Source organism: Rickettsia canadensis str. McKiel (genome assembly GCF_000014345.1).
Taxonomy (GTDB): Bacteria; Pseudomonadota; Alphaproteobacteria; order Rickettsiales; family Rickettsiaceae; genus Rickettsia; species Rickettsia canadensis.
In genome coordinates this window covers 853,167-878,813 of sequence record NC_009879.1, presented here as the reverse complement: position 1 = coordinate 878,813, position 25,647 = coordinate 853,167, and the positions used below count along the sequence as shown (strand labels likewise).

Sequence of the window (25,647 nt, the reverse complement as noted above, 5' to 3'; positions counted from 1 at the left end):
TGCTAAATGAAAAATAAAATTAAAATTCGTTTAAAATCATTTGATCATCGTATTCTTGATCAAGCTACAAAGGAGATAGTTAGTGCTATTAAAAGAACGTTTGCTAATATTAATGGTCCTATTCCTTTACCTAGAAAAATTGAAAGATTTACTGTAAATAGGTCTCCTCATGTACATAAGAAGTCAAGAGAGCAATTTGAAATTAGAAAGCATAAAAGATTATTAGTGATAGATGATCCAAATCCGGCGGTTGTTGATGCTTTAAGTAAAGTTGATTTAGCAGCAGGTGTTGATGTAGTGATTGAATTAGAGAGTGGGGAATAAATGAGAACCGGTATAATTGCTCAAAAAATTGGGATGACTAGTGTTTTTAATGATAAAGGAGAGAGAATTGCTTTAACATTAGTAAAAGTTGATGATTGTCAAGTAGTAGGGCATAAAACTCTGGAAAAACATGGATATAATGCTTTGGTTATTGGTGTAAAAGATAAAAAAATATCTAGAGTAACCAAACCTATGAAACAGGTTTTTGCTAATGCTAAAATATCTCCTAAAACTAAATTAAAAGAATTTAGAATTTCTGAAGAGAATTTTATTGATGTAGCAGCAAGTCTAGAAGTAGACCATTTTATGGCAGGACAGTTTGTGGATATAACGGCAATTACTATAGGTAAAGGATTCGCCGGTAGCATGAAAAGACATAATTTTAGAGGTCTTGAGGCTTCTCATGGTGTTTCGATATCCCATCGTTCGCACGGTTCTACAGGGCAAAGACAAGATCCAGGAAAGGTTTTTAAAGGCAAAAAAATGGCCGGTCATATGGGATGTAACCAAGTTACTATTCAAAATTTGAAAATATTTGCTGTTGATAAAGACCGTAAGCTTATTATGATTCAGGGTAGTATACCCGGTCACAAAAATTCGTATCTTTCAATAAAAGATGCAATAAAAAAGATTTCAATAACTATATAATATATATTGAGACATGTTTGTTAATGTTAAAGATTATTAAGTTAACAAAATGCTATGCAATAATTTAGTTATATAAAAGTTTTATATAACTGTATAAGGTTAAATAAAGATGAAGACTAAAATATTAAGTCTTGCTAATGAAGAAGTTGGTGAGATTAGCTTAAATAAAGATATATTTGCTGTTGAATTTATCAGAGATGATATAATAAAGCAGGTTATTGATTGGCAGAGAGCTAAAGCAATGTCTGGTAACCACAAAACTAAAACAGTATCAGAAGTATCAGGAACCACAAAAAAGCCTTTTAAGCAAAAAGGTACAGGTAATGCAAGACAAGGTTCACTTAGATCGGTACAAATGCGTGGTGGTGGTTTAGCTCACGGACCTATAGTACGTAGTCATGCAACACAATTACCTAAAAAAGTACGAAAACTGGGTTTAATTCATGCTTTATCTGAGAAATTCGCTGAAGGAAAATTATTGGTAATAGATTCTTTAAAGCTAGATAAGCCTAAAACTTCTTTTCTTGTAAATATATTAAACAAATTTCAAGGGCAAAGTTTCTTTGTAATAGATGGAAACGAAGTAGATATTAATTTTTCTTTAGCTGCAAAAAATATTTATAATACCGTGATTGTTCCACAAATAGGAGCAAATGTTTATGATATAATACGACATGAATATGTCCTATTATCACAAGAAGCAGTGAACGTTTTAGAAGAGAGGTTAAGATGAGTTCTTATAAATATTATGATTTAATTAGAAAACCTATTATTACAGAAAAAACTACGGCTCTTTCAGAACAAAATAAGTATGCTTTTTATGTAGATAAATTTGCTGCAAAACTTACTGTTAAAAAGGCTATAGAAGAAATATTTAAAGTAAAAGTAAAAAAAGTAAATATTTTAAACGTTAAAGGTAAGAACAAAAGATTTAAAGGAATTATAGGGACTCAAATCAATAGAAAGAAAGCTATTGTTACATTAGAAAAAGACAATAATATCGATTTTGCCGGAGGAATTAAATAAATGGCTTTAAAAAACTTTAATCCAATTACTCCTTCTCTTAGAGCGCTAGTTCAAGTTGATAAAACTAGTGTATGGAAAGGCAGACCGTTTAAATCTTTGACCAAAGGTATATCTAAAACCGGTGGACGAAATAATCATGGTAGAATTACTTCTTGGCATAGAGGAGGAGGACACAAAAAATTATATCGTATTATTGATTTTAAAAGAAATAAAATAGATATTTCTGCCGTTGTTGAAAGAATAGAGTATGATCCTAATAGAACTGCTTTTATTGCTTTAATAAAATATGAAGATGGGCAATATTCTTATATTTTAGCACCGCAAAAATTATCTGTAGGTGATAAAGTAATATCAAGTCAAGATGCTGATATAAAAATAGGAAATTGTTTACCTTTAAAGTTTATTCCTATCGGTACTACTGTACATAATGTTGAAATGAAAGTTGGTAAAGGTGGTCAAATTGCAAGGTCTGCAGGTACTTCAGTAGATTTAGTAGGTAAAGATTCAGGATATGCTCAGATTAAATTAAGATCAGGTGAATTTAGGTTGATACCTTTAGATTGTAAAGCTACTATAGGTAGTATATCTAACCCGGATCAAAAAAATATTAATTTAGGCAAAGCAGGTAGAAATAGATGGCTCGGTTGGAGACCGCATGTTCGAGGTGTAGCAATGAATCCTGTAGATCACCCTCATGGTGGTGGTGAAGGTAAAACTTCAGGAGGACGCCATCCTGTTACTCCTTGGGGATTCCCGACAAAGGGTAAGAAGACACGTAAAAATAAACGTACTTCAAAATTTATTGTAAAGAAAAGAAAATAGATTCTAAATTAATTAGGTATTAGTATGGCACGTTCAATATGGAAAGGGCCTTTTGTAGACGGTTATTTAATCAAGAAAGTTCAAAAATTAATGGAATCAGGTAAATCTGAGATGATTAAAACTTGGTCTAGAAGATCAACAATTTTACCCATTTTTGTAGGGTTTACCTTTTCTGTTCATAATGGAAATAAATTTATTCCAGTTTCTGTAAATGAGGAAATGGTTGGAAGAAAATTAGGTGAATTTGCTCCTACTAGAACATTTTATGGTCATGGAGCAGATAAGAAAGTCAAAAGAAAATAAAAATTTATATGGTACAGGAAAACAAAAATTTTGCTACAGCAAAAGCTAAATCTATTAGAGTAAGTCCAAGAAAGTTAAATTTAGTTGCGGCTTTTATTAGAAATATGAAAGTATCTGAAGCATTAGTACAGTTGACTTTCTCTCCTAAAAGAATTGCAAAAGTTGTAAAAACTTGCTTACAATCTGCTATTGCAAATGCCGAAAATAACTTAGGTCTAGATATAGATAGGTTGGTTGTTACTAAAGCGACGGTAGGTAAGGCTTTAGTAATGAAAAGAGTTATGCCGAGAGCAAAAGGAAGAGCAACTAGAATAAATAAGTTTTTTAGTAATCTTTATATAACTGTTACAGAAAAAGAGGATAATTAGAATGGGGCAGAAAGTTTGTGCACATGGTTTTAGAGTTGGGCCGACTTTAATTAAAGGTTGGGATTCCGTATTATATGCAGAAAAACATTATAAAACTCTTTTTATACAAGATTTAAAAATTAGAGATTTAATAAATAATAGTTTTAATCAAGCTCAGATTAGCAGAGTTTTAATCGAACGTCCTTCTAACAAAAGTATTATCATTAATATTAATGCCAAGAAACCAAATGTAATTATTGGTAGAAGTGGTAATGAAATTGATAAGCTAAAAAAAGCTATTGAGAAAATGACTTATTTACAAGAAGTTTATATAAATATTCATGAAGTTAGAAAGTTTAATATAGATGCTGCTATAGTAGCTCAAACTATAGCATTGCAGCTTGAAAAAAGAGTTTCTTTTAGAAAAGCCATGAAAACAGCAATTCAGGCTTCATTTAAACAAGGTGGACAAGGTATAAGAGTTAGTTGTTCAGGACGGCTTGGAGGTGCTGAAATTGCTAGAACTGAGTGGTATATAGAAGGAAGAATGCCGTTACATACTTTAAGAGCTGATATTGATTATTCGACAGCTGAGGCTATAACTACTTATGGAGTGATAGGGGTTAAAGTGTGGATTTATAAAGGTGAATATACAGCAAATAAAAGATATAATTAATTTTAAGTACTAAAATGTTAGCTCCGAAAAAACAAAGATTTAGAAAAGCTCATAAGGGTAGAGTTGTTTCAAAAGCAAAAGCAGGGACAACACTTGCTTTTGGATCATTTGGTCTAAAATCTATAGACAGTTGGCGTGTTACTGCAAGACAAATAGAAGCAGGAAGAAAAGCTGCTACTAGATGTATGAAAAGGCAAGGAAGATTATGGATTCGCATTTTTCCAGATGTCCCCGTTTCTAAAAAGCCTGCCGAAGTAAGAATGGGTAAAGGTAAAGGTTCTCCTGAATTTTTTGCAGTTAGAGTTGCACCTGGAAGAATTATGTTTGAAATTGCAGGGGTAGAAGAAAATATTGCAATTAGAGCTTTGGAACTTGCAAGTACAAAATTACCTGTTAGAACAAGGATAGTGAGACGTTATGAATGATTTGAAATTATTAAGAAGTAAGTTATCTACTGAAACAATAGAAGAGCTTTATAAAAAGCTTAATCTTTTAAAGAAAGAATTATTTAATTTAAGATTTCAGCAAGCTTTAGGTGAGTTAAAAAATACTAGTAGGTTTTCGTTAGTTAAAAAGTCTATAGCACGTATTAAAACTGAGTTAACAAAAAGATCTAATAGTGAGGAATATTAAAATGCCAAAAAGAGTGTTACAAGGCGTGGTTATAAGTTCAAAAGCTGATAAGACTGTTACAGTAAAAGTAGAAAGAAAATTCAAGCATCCTATTTATAAAAAATTCGTGAAAGTATCTAAAAAATATGCTGCTCATGATTCAGAAAATAGATATCAAGAAGGAGATAAAGTTAGTATAATTGAAAGTCGTCCTATCTCAAAAACCAAAACATGGATAGTGGTAAATGGAAAATAAAGTTTTTAATCTTTGACTTTATAAGGTAGGTTGTTTATTTTATCTCTCGTGTATAAAAATTGGAAGTAGTTTATGATTCAAATGCAGAGTATCTTGGAAGTTGCAGATAATTCCGGTGCTAAAAAAGTTATGTGTATTAAAGTTTTAGGTGGCTCTCACCATATGGTAGCCAAGCTAGGCGATGTTATAGTTATATCTGTTAAAGAAGCTATACCTGGTGGTAAGGTTAAAAAGGGTGATGTTTATAAAGGTGTGATAGTTCGTACAAAGACTGGAGTAGTAAGACCTGATGGTAGTACAATAAAATTTGATAAAAACGCATTGGTGCTTTTGAATAAACAAGACGAACCCATCGGTACTAGAGTTTTTGGCCCTGTTACAAGAGAACTGAGAGCAAAAAAATATGTTAGAATAATGTCGCTTGCAGAGGAAGTATTATAAATGATTAAATTAAAAGTAAAGAAAGGTGATGAAGTTATTGTTATTACCGGAAAGCACAAAGGAAAAAAAGGTAAGATATTAAAAGTTTTTCCTGAAGACAGTAAAGTAATTGTTGCTGGAGTAAATTTAGTAAAAAAGCATACTAAGCCTAATCAAATGAGTGAAGGTGGAATAAGAACTAAAGAATTACCTATACATATCTCAAATATTGCACATATCGATCCAAAAACCGGTAGACCTACCAAAGTAGTTTTTAAATTCTTAGAAGATGGTTCTAAGGTTAGAGTAGCAAAGAAGTCAGGCGAAATTATCGGTAAGGAAGGTAAATAATGTTACGATTTAAAGAATTATATCAGCAAGAAATTATTGAAAACTTACAAAAAGAATTTTCTTATAAAAATAAACACGCAATACCACAAATTAAGAAAGTTGTTATAAATATGGGAGTAGGGGAAGCAATAGCCGATTCTAAAGTAATTAATAATGCAGTAAATGATCTTACTTTGATTTCGGGTCAGAAGCCAGTTGTAACGTTAGCAAGAAAATCTATTGCAACCTTTAAGTTACGTGAAAATATGAAAATAGGCTGTAAGGTTACATTACGTAAAGACAGAATGTATGATTTTTTAGAAAGACTAGTAATTGTTGCATTACCTCGTGTTAAAGAGTTTCGCGGTTTTTCTTATAAAAGTTTTGACGGTAAAGGAAATTTTACTTTTGGATTAAAAGAGCAGATAGTATTCCCTGAAATTAATTATGATAAAATTGATACAATAAGGGGTATGGATATTACAATTGTTACATCTGCTAAAACGGATAAAGAAAGTAAATTTTTATTGTCAGGGTTTAATTTCCCTTTTTATAATAATTTTTAGGATATATATAATGGCAAAAGTAAGTTTGATAAAAAAAAACGAAAGTAGGAAAAAAAAATCACAAAGTTTGCATAATAAACGTGTAGCACTAAAAAGTAAAATTTATGATAAAAATATTTCATTAGAAGAGCGTTTTTCTTTGGTAATGTTGCTGGCACAATTACCTAGAAATTCATCACCTACTAGAATAAGAAATAGGTGTGAGTTGACAGGTAGACCAAGAGGTGTTACAAGAAAATTTGGTATATCGAGGAATAAGCTTAGGGAATTAATAGGTAGAGGCGTAGTTCCCGGTGTAGTTAAGTCAAGTTGGTAAAAGTCGATAGGTAAATAATATGTCAATGACGGATAATGTAGCAGATATGTTAACTAGAATTAGAAATGCTTATAAAAGTAAATTGATAAATGTTTCTTTTCCTAGTTCTAAAATTAAAACTTCAATTTTAGATGTTTTACAAAAAGAAGGTTATATAAAGGATTATATAATTACTCACAAAAATAATATTAGTTATACTGAGGTAGCTTTAAAATACTCTGTTAATGGTGATGCTTCTATATGTGAAATTCATAGAGTATCAAAGCCTGGAAAAAGAGTATATTCTGCTATTAAAGATTTGAAAGGATATTATAATAATATGGGTATATATATTCTTTCTACACCTTACGGTGTTATGTCTGATAGAGAAGCTCATATTAAAAATGTCGGCGGCGAAGTAATTTGTAAAGTATTTTAAGGTAAAAAATGTCACGTATTGGAAAATTGCCGATTACTATACCTGAAGGTGTGAAAGTTAGTTTAAATGATTTAGAAGTAAGAATATCCGGACCTAAAGGTGAATTATCAAAAACTTTTAAAGGTAATATAGTAGTTTTATTGGCAGAAAACAAGCTTTTAGTCAAACCTTTAGCCGTAAGTAAAAATGCACGTGCTATGTGGGGTACTGCAAGGAGCATAATATCGAATATGGTTACTGGCGTTAAAGAAGGGTTTCAACTTAAACTTGAAGTTAACGGTGTCGGTTATAGGGCAATGGTAAAAGGTAAATATTTAAATTTAATGCTTGCGAAAAGTCATAATACAAAAATTGAAATACCTCCAGATATTAAAATAGATGTGCCTAAGCAAAATATTATTATTCTTGAGGGCATAGATAAAGAAAAGTTAGGACAATTTGCTTCAATTATTATAAAACAGAGACCGCCTGAACCTTATAAAGGAAAAGGAATTAGATTTGAAAATCAATTTATACCACGTAAAGAAGGTAAGAAAAATTAAATTTAAGAGTTAAATATGCGTAGTGCTAAGCTAAAATTTGAAAAAAGAAGAAGTAGAATAAGACATAAAATATCTCAAACATCTAATAGAGTTAGATTATCAATATTTAAGTCATGTAGGCATATATATGCACAAATTATAGATGATTCTAAGTCTATAACGATTGCCTCCGCTTCAACTTTAGATGCAAAAATTAAAAAATTAAAAAAATCTCATTGTAATATTGAAAATGCTATCAAAGTAGGTAAAGCAATAGCAACAAAAGCTGATTCTGCTGGAATAAAAGAAGTCGTATTCGATAGAGGCGGATATAAGTATCACGGTGTTGTAAAAGCTCTAGCTGATGCAGCTAGAGAGAAAATAAAATTTTAGGTTATAAGGTTGTAGTAATGTCTAAAGTTAAAAAAAATGAAGAGACTTTAAGCGAAGTTTTAGTTGATGTAAATAGAATTACAAAAGTCGTAAAAGGTGGTAGAAGATTTGCTTTTTCTGCTTGTATGGTTGTTGGTGATAAAGCTGGCAGAGTCGGAGCAGGACACGGAAAAGCTAAAGAAGTAAACGAAGCTCGAGGAAAGGCAAAGCAAGCTGCTAAAAAGAGGATGATGAAAGTGCCTCTATATCAAAATAGGACTATTCACCATGATGTTATTGGTAAAAGTGGAGCTGCTAAAGTGATTTTAAGAAGAGCTAAAGCAGGTACAGGTGTTATAGCCGGAGGGTCTATGAGAGCAATTTTTCATTCTTTAGGTGTTCATGATATTGTTGCTAAATCAATAGGTTCAACGAATGTTTATGCAATGATTTCTGCAACATTTGATGCATTAAATAAACTGGCATCACCAAAATCTATTGCTATGAGAAGAGATAAAAGAGTAAATGAAATATCTGTAAAATCTTATGATGTTTAAGTTAATGAATAACATTGTGAAGTAAGGTGAAGTTATGAATAATAATATCAATCATATAAAAATTACCCAAGTTAAAAGTGCTATAGGTCGTAAGTATGATCAAAGATTGACGTTAGTTGGGCTTGGTTTAAACAAAATTAATAAGACTGTTATTCTTAAAAATACTAATTCCATCAAAGGAATGGTTGAAAAAGTAAAGCATTTATTAAAAATAGAAAATATGTAATTAGAGTTTTTAAATGAAATTAAATGAATTATATAATAATATAGGTGCTAAAAAAAGGAAGAAAAGAATAGCACGTGGTATTGGTAGTGGTAAAGGAAAAACCGGCGGTAGAGGAATTAAAGGTCAAAAATCTAGATCCGGCGTTGCAATAAAAGGTTTTGAAGGTGGTCAAACACCTATAATAAAAAGACTACCTAAAAGAGGATTTAATTGTATTTCAACTAAAAAATACAATATAGTAAATATTTACAATATTGAAGTAGCATTAGCCGATGGGCGTTTAAGTGTTGCTGATATTATTACTAAGGAAAAATTGATAGAAGCCGGAGTAGTTAATAATAAAAACAATAAGAAATTAGTGAAATTATTATCTCTGTGTAGTGATGATTTTGCTACTCCTCTATCATTAAAATTAGATGCATATTCTTCTAAAGCTAAGGATTTCATTGAGCAAGCAGGTGGCAAGTTGTTATAGTATATGGGTCAAAATTTTTCTCAAAAGTCCGGCAATGATTTAGTTAGTCGCGTTGTTTTTACTATTCTCATTCTTATAGTATGTAGATTTGGCTCTTTTATACCTATACCCGGTATAGATTCAATTGCTTTAAGTAGTGTAGCTGAAAAGAATCAATCCGGAATACTCGGAATGTTCAATATGCTATCTGGAGGATCGCTAGGTAGGATGTCTGTTTTTGCTTTAGCAATTATGCCGTATATTACCGCCTCAATTATTATCCAATTAATGTCAGTTGCATATAAACCTTTGGAAAATTTAAAAAAAGAAGGGGAAGTTGGTAAAAGGAAAGTAAATCAGTTATCGAGATATTTAACAGTTCTGTTTGCTTCTTTTCAGGCCTATGGGGTTGCTATAAGTTTAGAGTCAATTGTAACAAATACCGGTCCTGTAGTAATTTTAGCGGGTTTTTTCTTTAGAGTTACAACCGTAATTACTTTGGTTGTAGGCACCATGCTATTAATGTGGTTAGGGGAACAAATTACGCAACGTGGAATAGGTAACGGTACATCTTTAATTATATTTATAGGTATAGTTTCGGGAGTACCTAGTGCTATTATTAGTATGTTTGAATTATCAAGAAAAGGAGCCTTATCACCTTTAATAGCGATCGCTGTTTGTATTGGAGTAGTTGTATTAATAGCTATAATTATTTTTTTTGAAAAAGCCCAAAGAAAATTATTGGTTCAGTATCCTAAAAGACAAGTAGGCAATAAAATTTATGGGGGAGAAACAACGCATATGCCTCTTAAATTAAATACTTCGGGTGTAATACCTCCAATATTTGCTAGTTCAATTTTACTATTCCCTGCTACGCTTGCTAATTTTTCTAATAGTAATTCAGAAACTATGGGTATGCTTACTTATTATTTAGGGCATGGCAAACCCGTATATATTTTATTGTATGTAGCATTAATTATATTTTTTAGTTTTTTTTATACTGCAATAGTATTTAATTCTGAAGAAACTGCTAATAATTTAAGAAAATACGGTGCTTATATTCCTGGTAAAAGACCAGGAAAAAATACGTCTGATTATTTTGATTATATACTTACAAGGCTTACCGTTATAGGGGGGATGTATTTAAGTGTAATATGTGTAATTCCGGAGCTATTAATGAATAAGTATGTAATCTCTCTTTCTTTAGGAGGTACAAGTTTTTTAATTGTAGTGAATGTGGTACTTGATACTATGACTCAGATTCAAACTCACTTATTTAGTAGTAAGTATGAAGGTTTAATGAAGAAAGTAAAATTAAAAAATTAAAAATGAGCTTAAGTAGTGATAGTAATTTTTTTAGGTCCTCCAGGAGCCGGCAAGGGAACACAAGGAAAAAAGATAGCTAAAAAAATTAATGTACCACATATAGCAATTGGTGATATATTTAGAACAATTATAAAAACATCAACTAGTGAAGCAGAATTAATTAATAATTATGTTAGGCAAGGAGAGCTTATACCTAATGAAATAGTTAATCAAGTAATCAAAAATTTTTTATTATCCTCTGAATATAAAAATGGTTATATATTAGATGGATATCCGCGTAATTTAGAGCAAGCGCAATTCTTTGAGTCATTTATTACAGAAAAAATTAAAATAATATATTTTGATATTTTAGATGAATTATTAATTAAAAGAGTTTTGGGAAGATATAGTTGTAAAAATTGCGGTAAAATATATAATAGTTACTTCTTACAGCCTAAAACTGACAGTGTATGTGATGTTTGTGGTTCAAGTACATTTGATTATAGAAAAGACGATACTGAAGAAGTAATAAAAAAAAGGATAAAAGTATATAAAACAGAAACATATCCGTTAATAGATTATTATAAAAATAGTGGTCATTTTTATATAGTTAATGGAAGTAAAAATGAACAAGAAATAGAAATTGATATACAGAAAATACTAAAAATAAATTGACTTTATTAAAGATTTTTATATTATTTTTAGTGACTAGTAAAATTTGGAGATTATTTGTGGCAAGAATTGCAAGTGTTAATGTTCCCGATAATAAACGTTTAGTTGTGAGTTTAACTTACATTTACGGTCTTGGGCCTACTATGGCAGCAGAGATTTGTAGTAAAGCAAAAATATCGAAAGATAAAAAAGTTAAAGAACTTACGGATCAAGAATTAATAAGCTTACGTAATATTATTGAAAGTGAATATAAAGTTGAAGGTGATTTAAGGCGAGAAGTTACGCTTAATATTAAGAAGAAGAAAGATATAAGATGTTACCAAGGGCTTAGACATATACGTAAATTGCCGGTAAGAGGACAGAACACGCATTCTAATGCTCGAACTAGAAAAGGTAAAGCTGTTGCAATAGCCGGAAAGAAAAAAGCTGTAAAATAATAGTTTAGGTATAGAGTATAAAAATGAATCAGACGATTAAAGTTAAGAAAAAGAAAAAAACTATCACTCTTGGTGTTGTGCATATCCGAGCATCATTTAATAATACTATAGTAACATTTACTGATATTCAAGGTAATACTATCTCTTCTGCATCAGCAGGAAGTAATGGGTTTAAAGGGGCAAGAAAAGCAACACCTTATGCAGCTCAAGTAACAATTGATAGAGCATCAGAAAAAGCAAAAGAATATGGACTAAAAACTATTTCTATTAGGATTGGAGGACCTGGAGCTCAGCGTGAATCGGCAATGAGAGCTTTATTCGGACAAAATTTTGTAGTTACATCAATTTTAGATGTATCATCAATTGCTCACAATGGAGTAAGACCGCCAAAAAGAAGAAGGGTATAAGAGAATCATAGGTATTAAATGTTATCGTTAAGTAAAAATTGGAATGCTTTAATAAAGCCGAATAAAGTCGCTTATGAAAATGTTTCGGAAACTAATAATAAAGCTAAAATTGTAGTTGAACCTTTAGAAAGAGGTTTTGGTTTAACTTTAGGTAATGCTATGAGAAGAGTATTACTTTCTTCTTTACAAGGAGCGGCTATCACTTCTATAAAAATCCCTGCTATAGAACATGAATTTTCTGCTATACCTGGTGTAAAAGAAGATGTATCGGAAATGATTTTAAACATTAAAGGTATTGAAGTAAAAATGTATGTTGCGGAAAAACGTATCATAAAGTTAAAAGCAATAGGACCTTGTGTTGTAACGGCCGGTATGATTGAAACAGGGCATGATGTAGAAATACTGAATCCGGATCATGTCATTTGTAATCTAGCTAAGAACAAGCAGCTTGAAATGGAGTTAACTTGTAAGGTTGGTAAAGGATACGTACTGAGCACAAATAGTTATGCGGATAATTTACCGATTGGTGAAATAGCTATAGATGCTTTATTTAATCCGGTAAAGAGTGTTACTTATAAGGTAGAAAATACTAGGGTAGGTCAGGTTACCGACTATGATAAATTAATTATGTTTGTTGAAACTAACGGTGATTTATTACCTGAGATGGCTGTAGGGTTAGCTGCACGTATCTTACAAGAGCAATTACAATTATTTATTTCTTTTGAAGAACAGGAAGAAGATAAGCAAGTTAAAACTGATGCTTTACCATTTTCACCTTATTTACTTAAGAGAGTTGATGAATTGGAATTATCAGTTAGATCAGCAAATTGTTTGAAAAATGATAATATAATATATATAGGGGATTTAGTAAAAAGAACAGAAGCCGATATGCTGAGAACTCCAAATTTTGGTAGAAAATCTTTAAATGAGATTAAGGAAATATTGGCAAAATTAAATTTAAGATTTGGTATGGATGTACCAGATTGGCCACCAGAAAATATTCAGGAATTATCTAAACGTTATGAAGATTCTGATAATTAAGGACTAATAAAAATGCGACATAAAATTAAAGGTAGAAAGTTAAATGTAACAAGTAGTCATAGGCAAGCAATGCTTGCTAATATGGCTGTAGCACTTATATCCCATGAACAAATTAAAACTACTCTACCAAAAGCTAAGGAATTAAGGTCTTACATTGAAACTCTAATCACTAAAGCTAAAAAAGCTGATTTGGCGGTAAGAAGAAGCGTTTTATCAAAAATAAAAGATAAAAAAGCAGTAGAAAAGCTTATAAATATTTTAGGTACTAGATATAAAGATAGACCTGGTGGTTATACTAGAATAATAAAAGCTGGATTTCGTTATGGTGATTTAGCACCGATAGCATATATTGAATTTATAGATAGAGATGTTAATGCTAAAGGAAATATCAAGCAAGATGTTAATGAAGATACTAAAAATTAAATGTAAGGGAACTCAGTAATGGCTAATCATTCTTCAGCAAAAAAAGCTGCTAGGCAAACAGTAAAAAGAACTCTAATCAATAAGAAAAGATCTAGTGCAATAAAAACTTTTATAAAGAAAGTTGTAAATGAAATCAGTCTTGGTAATAAAGAAAATGCTAACTTAGCTTTATCTGTTGCTCAATCTAAGATAATGCAAGGTGTGAAAAAAAATATAATTAAATTAAATACTGCCTCAAGAAAAATCAGCAGATTATCAAGACAAATACAAAGTATGGATAAAAGTAAATAATACTTTATAGCTAATTTAAAAGCAAAAACTAATAAAAATTTGCTAAGTATTGATACATACTTCTTATTAATGAGAATAATGTTATTTTACTAATTAATAAAAAATATGGGCGATTAGCTCAGCTGGTAGAGTATCTCGTTTACACCGAGAGTGTCGGGAGTTCGAATCTCTCATCGCCCACCAATCAAAAGTTTTTAGCATTTTTTATTACTTTTTCTAGATTGCCAAGTTTTGAGCAAATGCTCGTCGTGAAGATTCGATATCTACGTAACAATTCTATATTGTGGTACCGAGTTATATGTAGTTTTTTCGAGCTAATTAGCCTTATCTATTGCCAATAGCAAATTACTTATGTAGTTTGCTATTGATTAAAAGGTTGTAGAAATCGGGATTTGAACTGCTTCTTCATTATTTAACTTTTGCCATTATTCTTACTAGTTTTTCAACTATGTATAAGCAAAAATATCAAAGTATAAGTTGAAGCAGAAAGTAGAAGCTAAAGCAGCTAATAAAGCAAAATGATAGTTGTTAAAATACCAAAGGATTAAAAATCCTATCTATTATTGCTGAAGCTACATCAGTTCTAAGTAAGATAAGATGGTAAGAATTTGGATTATAAAAATCTCAGTTACAGAACTTACGTGGTTCAATAAGTATGGGCTTGGTTAAACTAAAAATAAAGTACATGTATAATTGCTCTGTTAAGCTTCTTTGCTCCTTTTTGTAGTCTAGAATAGTTTTTTTTATAAAAATTAATTTTTTATAGATATAATTGCATTTAGTTTAAAGTTGTATGTCTGTGTACCTGAGCATTCATTACAAGTCCAAAACCGATTAGCATAGATGCAATCATTGTCCCGCCGTAAGAAATAAACGGTAGAGGTACTCCTACTACTGGAAGTAAGCCCATCACCATAGCTATATTAATAAATACGTGACTAAATAAAATTGAAGTGATACCTATTACCATTAATTTACTAAAAATCTCTCGGCAATTTGTGGCAATTGATAAAGAAATAGTTATAAGTGCAAAATATAATATTAATAAAAACATTCCTCCTATAAAGCCGAATTCTTCAGCAAAGGTAGCAAAGATAAAATCAGTTTGATGTTCGGGAAGAAAATCTAAATGGCTTTGACTACCTTGATTTAAACCGCGTCCACATAAGCTACCTGAACCTATAGCGATTTTGGATTGAATAATATTATAGCCAGCACCGAGTGGATCATGTTCCGGATCTAAAAAAACCAGCACACGTTTTTTTTGATAATCATACATCATATTCCAAGCAATAGGCAGGCTAACAAGAGCAGCAAGGCCTAGTATGATAAAATATTTTATTCTAAAACCTGCTGCAAATAATATAATTGCCGAAACAATTAAAACAATTATTCCTGTACCTAGATCTGGCTCTCTAATTATTAGACAAGTCGGTATTAAAACTCCTATTATCGGTATAATAACTTTATAAAGTTTTGTAAGATCGTCAATTGTTAGTGAATGAAAATATCTAGCAAGCATTAATACAACAGCGATTTTTATTGGTTCGGAAGGTTGAAGTTTAACTATACCGATATCGATCCACCTTTTACCACCCATGGCAGTCGAGCCGAAAAGCTCTACGGCTACTAGTAAAGCCAGTACGCAAAAATAAAAGATATACGATAATCTAAAGATTATCCGCAAATTAATTAATGCAATAATAATAGCTAAGGGCAAGAATATACAAAAATTTATCATTTGTTTGTAAGCCCAAGGATGCAAATTGCTATTTGCTGCAGAATACAGCACAATGAAACCAATGCAGCAAATTAAGCTAATTAGTACAATTAAAGTAATCGGTAATTTTTGTAATTGTTCTAGATAATTTTTATGCATTGGTTTATATTAGGTAATTGTTACTAAGTTCTTCCATTGTCACCTCGTGGTTTGACCCGTGGTCCAGTTAAAATGTCAAAAGTATACACTGAAAGTTATATTTCTGGATGCCACGGTTAAGCCACAGTATGACGTTGGGGATAAATGGATTCGTCGTGCCTCTACACATGAATGACATATACTTCTTAAATTTCCACATTAAACACTCTAAAAATAAATACTAATTCGTCAGCTGTTTCTTTCAGATAATCAAAACGGCTGGCAGAACCGGTATGTCCTGTATACATATTTATTTTTAATAATAATGGGTTATTGTCCGTTTTTAGCTCTCGTAATTTTGCTACCCATTTAGCAGGTTCCCAATAACCTACACGTGGGTCGGATATGCCACAAGTAATGAATAGAGCAGGGTAGTTTTGTGCTTTTATGTTATTATAAGGAGAGTAAGATTTAATATATTCAAAATATTCTTTTTCTTTCGGATTACCCCACTCATTATATTCCAAGAGAGTTAGCGGTAAACTCTCATCAAGCATGGTACTTAGCACGTCTACAAATGGTACATGAGCGATTGCCGCTTTATAGATTTCCGGTTTTTCATTAAGTACATAACCGATTAGCATACCGCCGGCACTACCGCTCATTATGACTATATTTTGTTTGCTTGTATATTTCTCTTGAATTAAAGTTCTACTACAAGCTATGAAATCTTCAAAGGTTCTTTTTTTAGTTAAAAACTTCGCTGCTTCATACCAATCATGACCTAGATCATCACCGCCTCTAATATGAGCAACTGCGTAAATAAAGCCGCGATCGGCAAGGGTTACTGCCATATTTCTAAAATTGACAGGTATGCTAATTCCGTAAGCTCCGTATCCCATTAGATATAAAGGGTTTGAGTTGTCTTTTTTAAATAAAGATTTTTTATAGAATAAAGTAATCGGTACTTTTACGTCATCACTATCTGCAAATATTCTCTCTACTTTATACTCCTCCGGATTAAAGCCTGAAGGTATTTCCTGCTGCTTTAATATCGTTAATTGATTGTTGTCAAAATCGTAGCTATAAGTGGTACTTGGTCTTGCTAGAGAAGAGTAATGTACCCTGATATCGTCTTCCTCAAAGTTTGTAGAAAAACTACTTGCTTCGAAAATTTCGTCGGGAAAATGAATTATTTTTTCTTGTAGATTTTTGAATTGCTTTATTTTAATTAGCGGTAAACCTTGGTCACGATAATTTAAGATTAAATAATTACTTGTAATATTAAAGCTTTTTAAATATTTATCCTGTTCTTCGGTAATATAAATATCATCTAGGCTAGTGTTTTCAAAATTATTTACTGGCAGCTTTACAATATGGAAATTTTTAGCTTTATAATTAGTTTTAATATAAAAATAATCGCTTTCATGTTCTATTTCATAGAATATTTTATTTTGTGCAGGTCGTACTAGTTTAGGCGTGAAATGATCATCCTGCATAGCAATTACGTAAATTTCATTTTCATTATGATCACCTGAGTTTATAAAAATATATTCACGACTTGCTGATTTCTTGCTACTAATGAAATGAAGAGGGTTTTTTACCTCGAATATTAATTTGTCCTGAGAAACATCTTCACCTAAACGATGAAACATTACTTTATCCCAACGTTGATTATCATTAATAGTAATATAGAAAAAGCCGTTTAATTTTTCATGCCAAGTTATCGTAGGAGCAATATCCTTTACATTATCAGATAGGTATTTTTGTTCTTTAAGATTGTATATTTTGATATCGTATTTTTCGTTACCTGTAAAATTAACGCTATAAGCCATTAGATTGTGATCAGGTGACATTGCAACTTTGGCAACATCAGTAAAACCACCATTTGGAGCAAGAAGGTTAGCATCTAATATTACTTCTTCAGGAGCATTAATATTATTATATTTTCTGCAATATATCGGATAATTTTTATCCCCCTCTACTCTTGTATAATAGTAATAATCTTTTTTCTTAACATAAACCGATTCGTCATCTAATTTGATCCGTCCTTTTAATTCTTCAAAAATCTTTTCCTTATCTTTTTGCAGATCAGCAAAGAAATTTTCAGTATATTTATTCTCGGCTTCTAAATAATCTAAAATTTTAGAGTCTTCTACCTTTGGCCATTTAGGATCACGCAACCAGTGATAATCATCGTTTATTATTTGTCCATGAAGCTCAAAGCTATAATTTTGTTTATCTGTTACTGGTGGTTTCATATGTAATTAATATTGCAATGTTAAAATCAAACTAATTAATAGAAATAATACAATAAATATAGCAGTTTGTTGATTATGCCAAGCAAATATTTTACTTAAAATGTTAACCCAAATAACTTTAAAATTAAGATATTCTTCTGTATCTTCGTTATTGTCTGCAGTTTCTTTATATTTAGCGATACTAAAATATATAAGTTTTTCAATATATTGATATAAGTCAAGATTGATGTGTTGTGTTGAAATACGTGGTATTTTTCTAAATATTAAAGCTAATAATAGCGAGATTGCAGGAATGACTAGCTTGAAGTTAGCAGTATGTGGTATTTGAACAGGATAGAATAAACATACGCATAAAGTTATGATGCAGAAAGAGAGGTAGACCACACTTATCATACCACGACTTGATCGCAGTATCCATAAATATTTATTATCATTGTTTATTTTTTTTCTAGATATCGCGATTAAGTCGTGGTATGATAAATCACCTATACTTTCCAACAACAACCGAAATAACACGGTACAAGTTACTATCTTGGCAAATAGCATTACATTATTTGCGTTTAAAATATTAGCTATTTCATCTTTGATGTAAGAAGAGCTAATAGGTAGTATAGAGGTATATATTAATATACTAATTATAAATCCAATTAGTAAAATAGGATTGGTGGTAGTTTTAAGATCTTGGTAATTTTTAATATTGTACTCATCTTCTATATAAGTGAAATATAAAGCAAATAGTCCGTTATATAATATATGTATGAATATAAAACTTGTAATAAGATAAGCAATACTAGGTGAGTTTATACTAATAGCTGTTAATATAAAACCAAGCTGTGATACAGTAAGATAACATATCAATCGTTTAAGGTTTTTCTCAATTAGAGAAAATACTAACCCGTAAATGATCATTGATATTCCAAAAAACTTAAGTATCTCAAGACCACTAAATAATTTTAAAATGATAATTAAAGTAACTTTAGTAGTAAAACTAATTAAATATACAACACCGCTACTTGAAGCTATAGGATAGCAATTAACAACCCATCCGTTTACAAAAATCGCTGAGGCATTAATTAAACAACCTGCAAGTATGAATATTGCAGGTAATTCAGCATTGTATACTAACTCATTTAAGGGGATAAAAGTTGTATTACCTGTTGTTTGAATTAGACGAGTCATGCCAATTAAAATTAACCCGCTACTGAATAAATGTGTAAGAAAATATTGGCGTACCGGTTTTATCTTTAATTGGTAACAAAAAATAATTATGCAGGCAAAAATCGTCATGAATTCAAACGCAATGATCATAGAAATAAAATCAGCTGCCAATACACATATAATAGATGATAAACAGTATAAACTACCTATTAGCGTCTCAAATTTTCTATTTTGAGAAATTGTATAAAGATTTAAGATAGTGGTAACAATTAAGAATGCTAATGCTATTAATTGATTTTGAGGGGTAAGGTCAAAAGCAAGTTCAAAATTAGCGAGTGGCAATGCAAATATGGTGTTTTGAATAAACATTTTAATCTTTAGAACAAACTGTTAACACTTCTAGCCCGTGAATCCTTTGAAAGTTTTTTACAATTATTTGTAATGGCCGTTGTAGCAATTAGTAAATTATGAGTACTAATAGCGATATTTGCTTCATACAAATTATGAATAATGCGGGCGTATGTATATGCTTCTTTGATGCCAAAAGGTAATATAATAAATAAGCTTTTTACGTACTCTATAAAATCTAAATGTTTTATACGCCTATTGTCGTTATCTACTCTATCAATTACCATTAACAATTCTATTAATGTAATAGGACTGATAAAAGCTTTATCATAATTTAACCAAGCTTTAGTATTGATTTTTCCTCGTTCTAAAGCTATAAATATTGAGTTATCAATTATTAATCCCATTTTTGATATAATTTTTTAATGTCTACTCTGGTTTTGCTTCTTATTTCTTCAATATCTTTCAGAATTGATCAGCATCTTCAGGATCAAAGGTGGAGCCATTTTTAAAGGCTTCCTCTAAGTTCCTTACTTTAGTATATAGAAGGCTTGGTTTCTGTGGGCGTAATTCTTGCTACAACATTATTACCTTTTTGAACGTCAAAGCTCTCACCTTTATAGTAAACTCTATTCATAATATCCGAAAAAGATCGTACAACTTCTGTTGCTCTAATAATTTGTGCCATATTCAAAAATAACTACCATATTTACATGTTATATGATTATACATAAATTATGTAAATATGTTTTATGTAATATAAGCTAAAAATTTTCTTATTAAGATTTGAATAAAGTAAAATAATGTGATAGCTAAAGCACAGATTATTATGCTGATTCGCATGGAATATGGAAGTATAGTTGTTACTCTGGATTCTATCAAAGAAGGTTTATAAATAGAGCTTAATATTTTAAGAAGGTAAAGGCTTGATAATATACTACTAGCTATTACGACAATCATAACGATGATTTGATTCTGTGCGCTTGCGGCAAGTAATATTGAGAATTTGCTAATAAATCCGCTAAAGATAGGTATACCGATTAGTGATAATGAAGAGATAGATATAATAAAAGAAATTAAAGGAAATTCTTTGAATGTACCATGTAAATCCTGTACTTGATCAGTTTTCTTTAAACTATAAATACTTCCCATACTATAAAATAAGCAGATTTTTGTAAAAGAATGTGAAACTAAATGTAAGATTGCAGCCCCAAGCGCTTTAGGTGTTAACATGAAAGCACTAAGCAATGCTAAGCTTAGTTGATTTATAGTAGAATAGGCAAGTATTTTTTTGATATTATTCGTGCCTAGTGCCTTGATTGAGCTGTAAAATATGCTTACTATCGGTATAAAAATTAACCAGTTAAACTCAGCAAATACCCTTTGTAAATATGATAAACCGAATATATATAATAGGATTTTGTAAATACAAAATAATCCGGTTTTAACCACAATTACAGCATGTAGTAAACTACTAATGGGGTAATGTGCAACCATAGCGGCAGGAAGCCACAAATGTACTGGAAAAATTGCATTTTTGGCAATTCCAAAAATAAACATTAATAATAAAATAATTGATTGCCTTTTAGAAAAATAATTTTCTACTAGACTACTGCTTGTAAAATCTCCGTTACCGGTTTTAGCATAAATAATTATCACTGCCGGTAAAAATAATATTGTGGCAGAAATCATCAGAATTTTTAGATATTGGTATAACCCGCTAAGTACTATATTATTTTTGGTATGTCCTACCAAAAAAGCAGTAGAAATAGTTAAAAGCTCATAGCAAATAAACATCGTGAATAAATTGCTAGATAAAGCAATTAAAACTCCGATCAGAATAGTTAAGTTAAAGAAAAATAAGAATCTAGAAGAGTGTTCTATATTATTAATAGCAAGATATTTTTGAGTGTAAAGTAAAGCGCAAATCCATAAAAAGCCTATTAAGCTCAAGAATATAAGCCCTAAAGGTTCAAGATGAAAACCTATGGAATAATTAGCAAATATATTAAATTCAAATCCTGCTCTAATACCTTTTAAAAATAACCAATCAATAATTAAAATATTAACGAAGAAAAAAATAGCGATAATAATAAGTAAGAAATTACGTATCAGACTATCTTTTCTAGTTGCATACGGACTTGTTAAATTTAATGCACCAACTAGCAAAGTTGATAAGATTAAGAGACTCGGAGTAGTAAATTGTGTGATCATGATAAGCTAACCAGGTGTTTAAATCGTGATAATTCCTACAATATTGCCTTGCTCGCTTTAAGGATTTATCAAGTGTTGCTATAGGTATTCCATATAATGTAATGCTAATTCCAAATAGCTAGCGTTATAAAGAGTTAATTCGTATTGTGTATGCCCATTGTTTTAAACCAAGCATGCTCTAAAGTTATTTGATCAATTTTGATGTATATATCTTTTAGAGTATAAATTGCTTGATGCCGTTGTTTTGTTGCAAGATGTCCTTGCACGTTTAGCATACAATAAAACATTGCATATCACAAGCCACCAAATAGTAGGGAAAATTACTTTTCCTGCTACAGTTTTATCTAATATTTCTAAATTTGCTGTTTCAAAGGCATAAACCATGCAAGAGTTACTGAGGAACCTAAAACAAAAGATGACATTTTTACTTTCATTTCTATCACCACTCTTCAAAAGCAGAAGGTTGTAAATTAATTTCTTTAGCAAGTTTTTGCAGTCTGATTACTGCTATTCTTGAAGTTTCAATATTATATTCTGTATTGATTTGAACAATTTTGCCACTACTTTTTAGAATTTCTTTGCCTTTACTAGCACGATCTCATAATTTAGAACAATGAGTTTGAGTATCGAATGTGGTAATAGAATTATACATATAATTAACTGGTCTATTGTCTAGTTAATTATGATCTATTGTACCAGAATGTCAAAGGTTCATTAATTCTTCCAAAAAATAACTTTCACCATTTTATAATGGTAAAATAATGATTCTACAGAGCTGAGTACAATTATAACAAAATCTAATAGTAGATTTTGCGTTAATAATAATTCAAGAATATTTACTTTGATAAAAAATAACGGGCTGATAGGTAAGCCGCAGCTGCAAATAATAACAATTATTATTAAAACTTTGTTAGGATTTCTTTTATAGCTTTCATTATAAGCATCTATCAAGAAAAGAGCTATTTTATTTATACTATCTACAAGTAATAAACTTGGTAAAAGTATTATACTACCCCCAGTAACATATAATAGGAATACATAACCTATTTGAGTAAAACATGAATAAATGATAATATTCTTGAAGTTTTTTGCCTGGTAAGCAAAATACGGGGCTATAATAAGAGTAGCTAAAGCGGTAGGTCTGATAAAATTTGTAATAGCTGTTTTAATTGTCTCATAGCCTATAATAGTATAAGTAAATTTATATATTATATATATTCCTATTATAGTAGAAATCCCTGCTAAATATACTAAAATAACTGAAGCCGTGTTATTATAAGCTCTCATCATCCAAAAATGCATAGGGAATAAAGTTGTTTTTAAAATAGCACCTATTAAGAAAAAACCGATAGCTATAGTAGTTATACGAGAATTATGATGTTCTTGTAAATAAGCTGCAACATCGTACATATTTAAGCTGCCCGTAATGCTTAATAAAAATCCTATAGATATCATAATAAGAGTTGCACTGATACTACCCATGATTAAATAATCAAGAGCTCCAATTAAAGATTTTGGATTAGCTCCTTGTGCTATTAAGATATAGCTACTAAGTGCCGAAATCTCTATAAATACATATAGATTAAAGAAATCGTGAGTAGCAATCATTCCTAAATAGCCGGTGTGAGCAAATAATAATATACCGTAAAATAAAGATTTTCTATTGTTGTTAATGTATTTTAAGATTGTTTGATTAGTAATCTTATGACAAAAAACTAAAAAGAATAATAAGACAAGATTAAGATAAATAATAATAGCTTGGTTTAACGAATTTAGTCGATATTCTATGCCTATTTTTGAACTCCATTCTCCCATTGTATAAGATAGTTCCATATTTTGTATAATGCTATATCCATAAATACTGACCAAAAGGCTAGATAAAATATAAACTGTAGTAATTACTCGTGCAAAGGTAGTAAAGCGAAAAGATATTATTGAGAGTAAAGCCCCGCATAAAGGAAGTAATATTTGTATGATAGGGAAATGGTTAGCTAGGATCATGGAACTTTATTCAAAACTTATATTATACTATATGTTATTCCTGTAAGGCATTGTTGCATGGAACCGATGCCATTCCTGCTTTTGTTTGAAGGAATGAAATCAACGACCGCAAGAATGACATAGTTGAGACAATCATTTATCAAGATTAATTGTACTTTCTGATATTGTACCAAAATGTTTATAAATTTGATATATTAAACTTAAAGCTACGCTAAGAGTAGCAAAACCAACTACTATAGCAGTTAACATTAATACATGAGGCAAAGGACTAGTGTAAGTAGTAATACCCTCTTGTAAAATAGGTGCACCACCTGTTTTAATTTTTCCAAGACTTAAATAAAATACTAATACCGAACTTTGAAAGATCCCAAGCCCGATAATTTTATGAATATAATTACGGCTTGTAAGCATTATAAATAAGCCATTAGTTAGTAAAATCAAGGCAAAGAAATATATTAAATGCGACATTACTAGTATGCTTTGAAAGACTGATTAAATACGCATGTGACTTTTTTACCCTTACGTATAGCAAGCTTAGGAAAAACCTGTTCAAGAATTACCATATTGGGATTATCTTGAGCAAGGTGATAATTTACTAAAGATTCTCGAAGTGAATCATCTACAGCAAAAATACCGGAAATTTCAGCGTTTTTATCCCTAAATTGAAGATAGGTAAACTCACCGTCATCAAAAATTTTAATAGGAGCTATTTCTTCGCTGCCGCTAATATAGTAATTAAAGTTATATTTTTCAGGATGAGTAAGATCAGGACTTGCAAAGGAAGCAGAAAATGTTTGCATATGACCGCTCATATTGTCATTTTCGTCATCCGGATAAAGAAACTTTACGTTAAAGACCATTTCAGGGTCACGCATATCGAGTGTTTCTGCAGCATATAGTTCAAAGAAGTAAGTCCGTTTATTAGTAATTAAAGTCATATTAGTAGTAGCATCCGGTTCCATCGGTTTGATGAAAATCCTATGACCGGCAGGCACTATTTGCCATGAAGTAGTATCTCCCATAGAAATACTTACTATTTCCTCATCTCTTGCTAGTTCTATACTGGCTTGATAGCCGTAATATCCTGTAAATTTAAAAACATCATCAGGGTTATAAGTCATAACTCTTAGACGTGGGTCTCGACCTAAAGGTCGTGATACAGTAAGAGCCAATACATCTAATGTAAGTAGTATAAAAGTACAAAATATTATTAGTTGCTGCATATTATTTCTGATTTATATTCCTTAATAATTTTAGCTTATAACTAGTAATGGTAAAATTAAACGCTGTATCTGGCGATATATTTATACCTATAGCATCCATTATAAACCCTATCCTTGATTCCCACAGCATATTTTCTAAGATTTCACCTGTACTGTTCTTTGCCAATGATTCAAAAGTAACAACTGCCTTATTATCATTTATATTGTTAATTGATAATATATTAATTGAGCGTTTATATAATTTTTGATATCTTATGACCGGTGATAATGGGTTATCTATATTCATAAGATTAGCAAATTGCATATAAACAATACTCGTAGAAGTATTTTTGATAAAGATAAATTGTTCTTTTAATGTATCATAATTATATTCTTCTCGTTGTTTTACATAATTCTGAAGCATAATATTTGCAACGGCAATATAAGGGTTTACTAATGATGAATGTTTAGTATTAGTAATGGTAGCTTGTTGCTCGGCATCATCTTTTATTAAATAACTTACTTTTTCGTTTATTGGTAGCAATATATTGATATTTATACAAATTAAGATCAATAATAAGGTAAAAACCGTGCATATTAAAAGTAGAAGACTTCTATGACTTAACGGTAAGATATACTTAAAATTATACCATTGTCTTGCATCAATAAAATATTCACCAGATTTGATATATTCTTGTATTGCGTTGGTTAATGGGTCCATAATTACTAAATAGGTAATAACAAATTACAAAAGTAACTTGCTATTCACATTTATTATTGATTAATAGCTAATTTTATTTTGTTTTAAGTCTATCATAATTATTTATAATATGAT

38 protein-coding genes, 1 tRNA gene and 1 pseudogene are annotated in these 25,647 nt (G+C 30.5%); 29 read left to right on the top strand and 11 right to left on the bottom strand.

Annotation, left to right across the window (positions count from 1 at the left end; genetic code table 11):
* Positions 1-6 precede the first annotated feature (6 nt).
* The 29 genes from rpsJ to A1E_RS03780 all read left to right on the top strand — a co-directional run bounded on the left by rpsJ (position 7) and on the right by A1E_RS03780 (position 13,953).
* Positions 7-324, top strand: a complete 318-nt coding sequence (rpsJ, locus tag A1E_RS03920) for a 30S ribosomal protein S10 (protein ID WP_012148995.1) — start codon at positions 7-9, stop codon at positions 322-324.
* Positions 325-972: a 50S ribosomal protein L3 gene (gene rplC, locus A1E_RS03915; RefSeq protein WP_012148994.1), complete on the top strand. Its 648-nt coding sequence runs from the start codon at positions 325-327 to the stop codon at positions 970-972.
* Between the two features lie 109 nt (positions 973-1,081).
* Positions 1,082-1,705, top strand: coding sequence for a 50S ribosomal protein L4 (gene rplD, locus A1E_RS03910; RefSeq protein WP_012148993.1), 624 nt, complete (start codon positions 1,082-1,084; stop codon positions 1,703-1,705).
* Positions 1,702-1,998, top strand: a complete 297-nt coding sequence (gene rplW / locus A1E_RS03905; RefSeq protein ID WP_012148992.1) for a 50S ribosomal protein L23 — start codon at positions 1,702-1,704, stop codon at positions 1,996-1,998. The genes rplD and rplW overlap by 4 nt, the downstream gene beginning before the upstream one ends.
* Complete coding sequence (gene rplB, locus A1E_RS03900; RefSeq protein WP_012148991.1) at positions 1,999-2,820, top strand: 50S ribosomal protein L2; 822 nt, start codon at positions 1,999-2,001, stop codon at positions 2,818-2,820.
* A gap of 24 nt (positions 2,821-2,844) precedes the next feature.
* Entirely contained in the window at positions 2,845-3,123 is a 279-nt protein-coding gene (gene rpsS, locus A1E_RS03895) for a 30S ribosomal protein S19 (protein ID WP_012148990.1), read from the top strand.
* Between the two features lie 8 nt (positions 3,124-3,131).
* Positions 3,132-3,491, top strand: a complete 360-nt coding sequence (gene rplV / locus A1E_RS03890) for a 50S ribosomal protein L22 (protein ID WP_012148989.1) — start codon at positions 3,132-3,134, stop codon at positions 3,489-3,491.
* Between the two features lies 1 nt (position 3,492).
* Positions 3,493-4,146, top strand: coding sequence for a 30S ribosomal protein S3 (gene rpsC, locus A1E_RS03885; RefSeq protein ID WP_012148988.1), 654 nt, complete (start codon positions 3,493-3,495; stop codon positions 4,144-4,146).
* A gap of 14 nt (positions 4,147-4,160) precedes the next feature.
* The gene (gene rplP, locus A1E_RS03880; protein ID WP_012148987.1) at positions 4,161-4,571 is read left to right on the top strand and encodes a 50S ribosomal protein L16; all 411 of its coding nucleotides are present in this window, start codon (positions 4,161-4,163) and stop codon (positions 4,569-4,571) included.
* Positions 4,564-4,779, top strand: a complete 216-nt coding sequence (gene rpmC, locus A1E_RS03875; protein WP_012148986.1) for a 50S ribosomal protein L29 — start codon at positions 4,564-4,566, stop codon at positions 4,777-4,779. Before rplP ends, rpmC begins: the two co-directional genes overlap by 8 nt.
* A gap of 1 nt (position 4,780) precedes the next feature.
* Positions 4,781-5,014, top strand: coding sequence for a 30S ribosomal protein S17 (rpsQ, locus tag A1E_RS03870; protein WP_012148985.1), 234 nt, complete (start codon positions 4,781-4,783; stop codon positions 5,012-5,014).
* Positions 5,015-5,086: 72 nt separating this feature from the next.
* Positions 5,087-5,455 (top strand): 50S ribosomal protein L14, encoded by a 369-nt coding sequence (rplN, locus tag A1E_RS03865; RefSeq protein ID WP_012148984.1) that lies wholly within the window; start codon positions 5,087-5,089, stop codon positions 5,453-5,455.
* Positions 5,456-5,785 (top strand): 50S ribosomal protein L24, encoded by a 330-nt coding sequence (gene rplX / locus A1E_RS03860; RefSeq protein WP_012148983.1) that lies wholly within the window; start codon positions 5,456-5,458, stop codon positions 5,783-5,785.
* A complete protein-coding gene (rplE, locus tag A1E_RS03855) occupies positions 5,785-6,330 on the top strand; it encodes a 50S ribosomal protein L5 (RefSeq protein WP_012148982.1) in 546 nt (181 codons plus the stop codon). The genes rplX and rplE overlap by 1 nt, the downstream gene beginning before the upstream one ends.
* Positions 6,331-6,340: 10 nt before the next feature.
* Positions 6,341-6,646, top strand: a complete 306-nt coding sequence (gene rpsN, locus A1E_RS03850; RefSeq protein WP_012148981.1) for a 30S ribosomal protein S14 — start codon at positions 6,341-6,343, stop codon at positions 6,644-6,646.
* Positions 6,647-6,665: 19 nt separating this feature from the next.
* On the top strand, positions 6,666-7,064 hold the full coding sequence (gene rpsH, locus A1E_RS03845) for a 30S ribosomal protein S8 (protein WP_012148980.1): 399 nt from the start codon (positions 6,666-6,668) through the stop codon (positions 7,062-7,064).
* Positions 7,065-7,072: 8 nt separating this feature from the next.
* Complete coding sequence (rplF, locus tag A1E_RS03840; RefSeq protein WP_012148979.1) at positions 7,073-7,606, top strand: 50S ribosomal protein L6; 534 nt, start codon at positions 7,073-7,075, stop codon at positions 7,604-7,606.
* Positions 7,607-7,621: 15 nt separating this feature from the next.
* A complete protein-coding gene (gene rplR, locus A1E_RS03835) occupies positions 7,622-7,978 on the top strand; it encodes a 50S ribosomal protein L18 (RefSeq protein ID WP_012148978.1) in 357 nt (118 codons plus the stop codon).
* A 17-nt stretch (positions 7,979-7,995) separates the two neighbouring features.
* On the top strand, positions 7,996-8,514 hold the full coding sequence (gene rpsE, locus A1E_RS03830) for a 30S ribosomal protein S5 (RefSeq protein WP_012148977.1): 519 nt from the start codon (positions 7,996-7,998) through the stop codon (positions 8,512-8,514).
* Positions 8,515-8,548: 34 nt separating this feature from the next.
* Positions 8,549-8,740 (top strand): 50S ribosomal protein L30, encoded by a 192-nt coding sequence (gene rpmD, locus A1E_RS03825; RefSeq protein ID WP_012148976.1) that lies wholly within the window; start codon positions 8,549-8,551, stop codon positions 8,738-8,740.
* A gap of 13 nt (positions 8,741-8,753) precedes the next feature.
* The gene (gene rplO / locus A1E_RS03820; RefSeq protein ID WP_012148975.1) at positions 8,754-9,215 is read left to right on the top strand and encodes a 50S ribosomal protein L15; all 462 of its coding nucleotides are present in this window, start codon (positions 8,754-8,756) and stop codon (positions 9,213-9,215) included.
* Between the two features lie 3 nt (positions 9,216-9,218).
* Positions 9,219-10,520 carry a preprotein translocase subunit SecY gene (gene secY / locus A1E_RS03815; RefSeq protein ID WP_012148974.1) on the top strand — a complete coding sequence of 434 codons (1,302 nt, stop codon included), beginning with the start codon at positions 9,219-9,221 and terminating at the stop codon, positions 10,518-10,520.
* A gap of 15 nt (positions 10,521-10,535) precedes the next feature.
* Positions 10,536-11,174 (top strand): adenylate kinase, encoded by a 639-nt coding sequence (locus A1E_RS03810; RefSeq protein WP_012148973.1) that lies wholly within the window; start codon positions 10,536-10,538, stop codon positions 11,172-11,174.
* A gap of 56 nt (positions 11,175-11,230) precedes the next feature.
* The gene (gene rpsM / locus A1E_RS03805; RefSeq protein ID WP_041405289.1) at positions 11,231-11,608 is read left to right on the top strand and encodes a 30S ribosomal protein S13; all 378 of its coding nucleotides are present in this window, start codon (positions 11,231-11,233) and stop codon (positions 11,606-11,608) included.
* Positions 11,609-11,631: 23 nt separating this feature from the next.
* Positions 11,632-12,015, top strand: coding sequence for a 30S ribosomal protein S11 (gene rpsK / locus A1E_RS03800; protein WP_012148971.1), 384 nt, complete (start codon positions 11,632-11,634; stop codon positions 12,013-12,015).
* 18 nt (positions 12,016-12,033) lie between these two features.
* Positions 12,034-13,056, top strand: coding sequence for a DNA-directed RNA polymerase subunit alpha (locus tag A1E_RS03795; RefSeq protein WP_012148970.1), 1,023 nt, complete (start codon positions 12,034-12,036; stop codon positions 13,054-13,056).
* Positions 13,057-13,068: 12 nt separating this feature from the next.
* On the top strand, positions 13,069-13,479 hold the full coding sequence (gene rplQ, locus A1E_RS03790; protein WP_012148969.1) for a 50S ribosomal protein L17: 411 nt from the start codon (positions 13,069-13,071) through the stop codon (positions 13,477-13,479).
* A gap of 18 nt (positions 13,480-13,497) precedes the next feature.
* On the top strand, positions 13,498-13,770 hold the full coding sequence (gene rpsT, locus A1E_RS03785) for a 30S ribosomal protein S20 (RefSeq protein ID WP_012148968.1): 273 nt from the start codon (positions 13,498-13,500) through the stop codon (positions 13,768-13,770).
* Between the two features lie 107 nt (positions 13,771-13,877).
* Positions 13,878-13,953, top strand: a tRNA-Val gene (locus A1E_RS03780).
* Positions 13,954-14,548: 595 nt separating this feature from the next.
* Here the strand turns inward: A1E_RS03780 and rodA are convergent.
* The 11 genes and pseudogenes from rodA to A1E_RS03725 form a co-directional block, all read right to left on the bottom strand.
* Entirely contained in the window at positions 14,549-15,649 is a 1,101-nt protein-coding gene (gene rodA / locus A1E_RS03775) for a rod shape-determining protein RodA (protein ID WP_012148967.1), read from the bottom strand.
* A 185-nt stretch (positions 15,650-15,834) separates the two neighbouring features.
* A complete protein-coding gene (locus tag A1E_RS03770; RefSeq protein ID WP_012148966.1) occupies positions 15,835-17,889 on the bottom strand; it encodes a S9 family peptidase in 2,055 nt (684 codons plus the stop codon).
* 6 nt (positions 17,890-17,895) lie between these two features.
* Positions 17,896-19,416, bottom strand: a complete 1,521-nt coding sequence (locus A1E_RS03765; RefSeq protein ID WP_012148965.1) for a proton-conducting transporter transmembrane domain-containing protein — start codon at positions 19,414-19,416, stop codon at positions 17,896-17,898.
* An 8-nt stretch (positions 19,417-19,424) separates the two neighbouring features.
* Positions 19,425-19,802, bottom strand: coding sequence for a PIN domain-containing protein (locus tag A1E_RS03760; RefSeq protein WP_012148964.1), 378 nt, complete (start codon positions 19,800-19,802; stop codon positions 19,425-19,427).
* Positions 19,793-20,083, bottom strand: a pseudogene (locus A1E_RS03755) (antitoxin). Before A1E_RS03755 ends, A1E_RS03760 begins: the two are co-directional and overlap by 10 nt.
* A 62-nt stretch (positions 20,084-20,145) precedes the next feature.
* Positions 20,146-21,609 carry a proton-conducting transporter transmembrane domain-containing protein gene (locus tag A1E_RS03750; protein ID WP_012148962.1) on the bottom strand — a complete coding sequence of 488 codons (1,464 nt, stop codon included), beginning with the start codon at positions 21,607-21,609 and terminating at the stop codon, positions 20,146-20,148.
* A 192-nt stretch (positions 21,610-21,801) separates the two neighbouring features.
* Entirely contained in the window at positions 21,802-21,993 is a 192-nt protein-coding gene (locus A1E_RS06930) for a hypothetical protein (protein ID WP_012148961.1), read from the bottom strand.
* Between the two features lie 330 nt (positions 21,994-22,323).
* The gene (locus tag A1E_RS03740) at positions 22,324-23,610 is read right to left on the bottom strand and encodes a proton-conducting transporter transmembrane domain-containing protein (protein ID WP_012148960.1); all 1,287 of its coding nucleotides are present in this window, start codon (positions 23,608-23,610) and stop codon (positions 22,324-22,326) included.
* Between the two features lie 132 nt (positions 23,611-23,742).
* Positions 23,743-24,078, bottom strand: a complete 336-nt coding sequence (locus tag A1E_RS03735; RefSeq protein ID WP_012148959.1) for a Na+/H+ antiporter subunit C — start codon at positions 24,076-24,078, stop codon at positions 23,743-23,745.
* 2 nt (positions 24,079-24,080) lie between these two features.
* Complete coding sequence (gene virB9, locus A1E_RS03730) at positions 24,081-24,833, bottom strand: P-type conjugative transfer protein VirB9 (protein WP_012148958.1); 753 nt, start codon at positions 24,831-24,833, stop codon at positions 24,081-24,083.
* Position 24,834: 1 nt separating this feature from the next.
* Positions 24,835-25,533, bottom strand: a complete 699-nt coding sequence (locus A1E_RS03725) for a VirB8/TrbF family protein (protein WP_012148957.1) — start codon at positions 25,531-25,533, stop codon at positions 24,835-24,837.
* Positions 25,534-25,647: the final 114 nt, after the last annotated feature.

What these genes read in the sequence shown, in the direction of transcription:
- rpsH (WP_012148980.1), top strand. Translation starts at nt 6,666, where the DNA reads ATGTCAATGACGGATAATGTAGCAGATATGTTAACTAGAATTAGAAAT.
- rplO (WP_012148975.1), top strand. Translation starts at nt 8,754, where the DNA reads ATGAAATTAAATGAATTATATAATAATATAGGTGCTAAAAAAAGGAAG.
- rpsJ (WP_012148995.1), top strand. Translation starts at nt 7, where the DNA reads ATGAAAAATAAAATTAAAATTCGTTTAAAATCATTTGATCATCGTATT.
- rplP (WP_012148987.1), top strand. Translation starts at nt 4,161, where the DNA reads ATGTTAGCTCCGAAAAAACAAAGATTTAGAAAAGCTCATAAGGGTAGA.
- rpsN (WP_012148981.1), top strand. Translation starts at nt 6,341, where the DNA reads ATGGCAAAAGTAAGTTTGATAAAAAAAAACGAAAGTAGGAAAAAAAAA.
- A1E_RS03725 (WP_012148957.1), bottom strand. Translation starts at nt 25,533, where the DNA reads ATGGACCCATTAACCAACGCAATACAAGAATATATCAAATCTGGTGAA.
- rplN (WP_012148984.1), top strand. Translation starts at nt 5,087, where the DNA reads ATGATTCAAATGCAGAGTATCTTGGAAGTTGCAGATAATTCCGGTGCT.
- rplE (WP_012148982.1), top strand. Translation starts at nt 5,785, where the DNA reads ATGTTACGATTTAAAGAATTATATCAGCAAGAAATTATTGAAAACTTA.
- A1E_RS03740 (WP_012148960.1), bottom strand. Translation starts at nt 23,610, where the DNA reads ATGATCCTAGCTAACCATTTCCCTATCATACAAATATTACTTCCTTTA.
- virB9 (WP_012148958.1), bottom strand. Translation starts at nt 24,833, where the DNA reads ATGCAGCAACTAATAATATTTTGTACTTTTATACTACTTACATTAGAT.
- rpsT (WP_012148968.1), top strand. Translation starts at nt 13,498, where the DNA reads ATGGCTAATCATTCTTCAGCAAAAAAAGCTGCTAGGCAAACAGTAAAA.
- rpmD (WP_012148976.1), top strand. Translation starts at nt 8,549, where the DNA reads ATGAATAATAATATCAATCATATAAAAATTACCCAAGTTAAAAGTGCT.
- rpsS (WP_012148990.1), top strand. Translation starts at nt 2,845, where the DNA reads ATGGCACGTTCAATATGGAAAGGGCCTTTTGTAGACGGTTATTTAATC.
- rplQ (WP_012148969.1), top strand. Translation starts at nt 13,069, where the DNA reads ATGCGACATAAAATTAAAGGTAGAAAGTTAAATGTAACAAGTAGTCAT.
- rpsK (WP_012148971.1), top strand. Translation starts at nt 11,632, where the DNA reads ATGAATCAGACGATTAAAGTTAAGAAAAAGAAAAAAACTATCACTCTT.
- rplW (WP_012148992.1), top strand. Translation starts at nt 1,702, where the DNA reads ATGAGTTCTTATAAATATTATGATTTAATTAGAAAACCTATTATTACA.
- rplX (WP_012148983.1), top strand. Translation starts at nt 5,456, where the DNA reads ATGATTAAATTAAAAGTAAAGAAAGGTGATGAAGTTATTGTTATTACC.
- rpsC (WP_012148988.1), top strand. Translation starts at nt 3,493, where the DNA reads ATGGGGCAGAAAGTTTGTGCACATGGTTTTAGAGTTGGGCCGACTTTA.
- rplC (WP_012148994.1), top strand. Translation starts at nt 325, where the DNA reads ATGAGAACCGGTATAATTGCTCAAAAAATTGGGATGACTAGTGTTTTT.
- rplB (WP_012148991.1), top strand. Translation starts at nt 1,999, where the DNA reads ATGGCTTTAAAAAACTTTAATCCAATTACTCCTTCTCTTAGAGCGCTA.
- rodA (WP_012148967.1), bottom strand. Translation starts at nt 15,649, where the DNA reads ATGCATAAAAATTATCTAGAACAATTACAAAAATTACCGATTACTTTA.
- rpsQ (WP_012148985.1), top strand. Translation starts at nt 4,781, where the DNA reads ATGCCAAAAAGAGTGTTACAAGGCGTGGTTATAAGTTCAAAAGCTGAT.
- A1E_RS03795 (WP_012148970.1), top strand. Translation starts at nt 12,034, where the DNA reads ATGTTATCGTTAAGTAAAAATTGGAATGCTTTAATAAAGCCGAATAAA.
- rpsE (WP_012148977.1), top strand. Translation starts at nt 7,996, where the DNA reads ATGTCTAAAGTTAAAAAAAATGAAGAGACTTTAAGCGAAGTTTTAGTT.
- secY (WP_012148974.1), top strand. Translation starts at nt 9,219, where the DNA reads ATGGGTCAAAATTTTTCTCAAAAGTCCGGCAATGATTTAGTTAGTCGC.
- rplR (WP_012148978.1), top strand. Translation starts at nt 7,622, where the DNA reads ATGCGTAGTGCTAAGCTAAAATTTGAAAAAAGAAGAAGTAGAATAAGA.
- A1E_RS03770 (WP_012148966.1), bottom strand. Translation starts at nt 17,889, where the DNA reads ATGAAACCACCAGTAACAGATAAACAAAATTATAGCTTTGAGCTTCAT.
- A1E_RS03760 (WP_012148964.1), bottom strand. Translation starts at nt 19,802, where the DNA reads ATGGGATTAATAATTGATAACTCAATATTTATAGCTTTAGAACGAGGA.
- A1E_RS06930 (WP_012148961.1), bottom strand. Translation starts at nt 21,993, where the DNA reads ATGGTTTATGCCTTTGAAACAGCAAATTTAGAAATATTAGATAAAACT.
- rpmC (WP_012148986.1), top strand. Translation starts at nt 4,564, where the DNA reads ATGAATGATTTGAAATTATTAAGAAGTAAGTTATCTACTGAAACAATA.
- A1E_RS03750 (WP_012148962.1), bottom strand. Translation starts at nt 21,609, where the DNA reads ATGATCACACAATTTACTACTCCGAGTCTCTTAATCTTATCAACTTTG.
- rplV (WP_012148989.1), top strand. Translation starts at nt 3,132, where the DNA reads ATGGTACAGGAAAACAAAAATTTTGCTACAGCAAAAGCTAAATCTATT.
- A1E_RS03735 (WP_012148959.1), bottom strand. Translation starts at nt 24,078, where the DNA reads ATGTCGCATTTAATATATTTCTTTGCCTTGATTTTACTAACTAATGGC.
- A1E_RS03765 (WP_012148965.1), bottom strand. Translation starts at nt 19,416, where the DNA reads ATGTTTATTCAAAACACCATATTTGCATTGCCACTCGCTAATTTTGAA.
- rplD (WP_012148993.1), top strand. Translation starts at nt 1,082, where the DNA reads ATGAAGACTAAAATATTAAGTCTTGCTAATGAAGAAGTTGGTGAGATT.
- rplF (WP_012148979.1), top strand. Translation starts at nt 7,073, where the DNA reads ATGTCACGTATTGGAAAATTGCCGATTACTATACCTGAAGGTGTGAAA.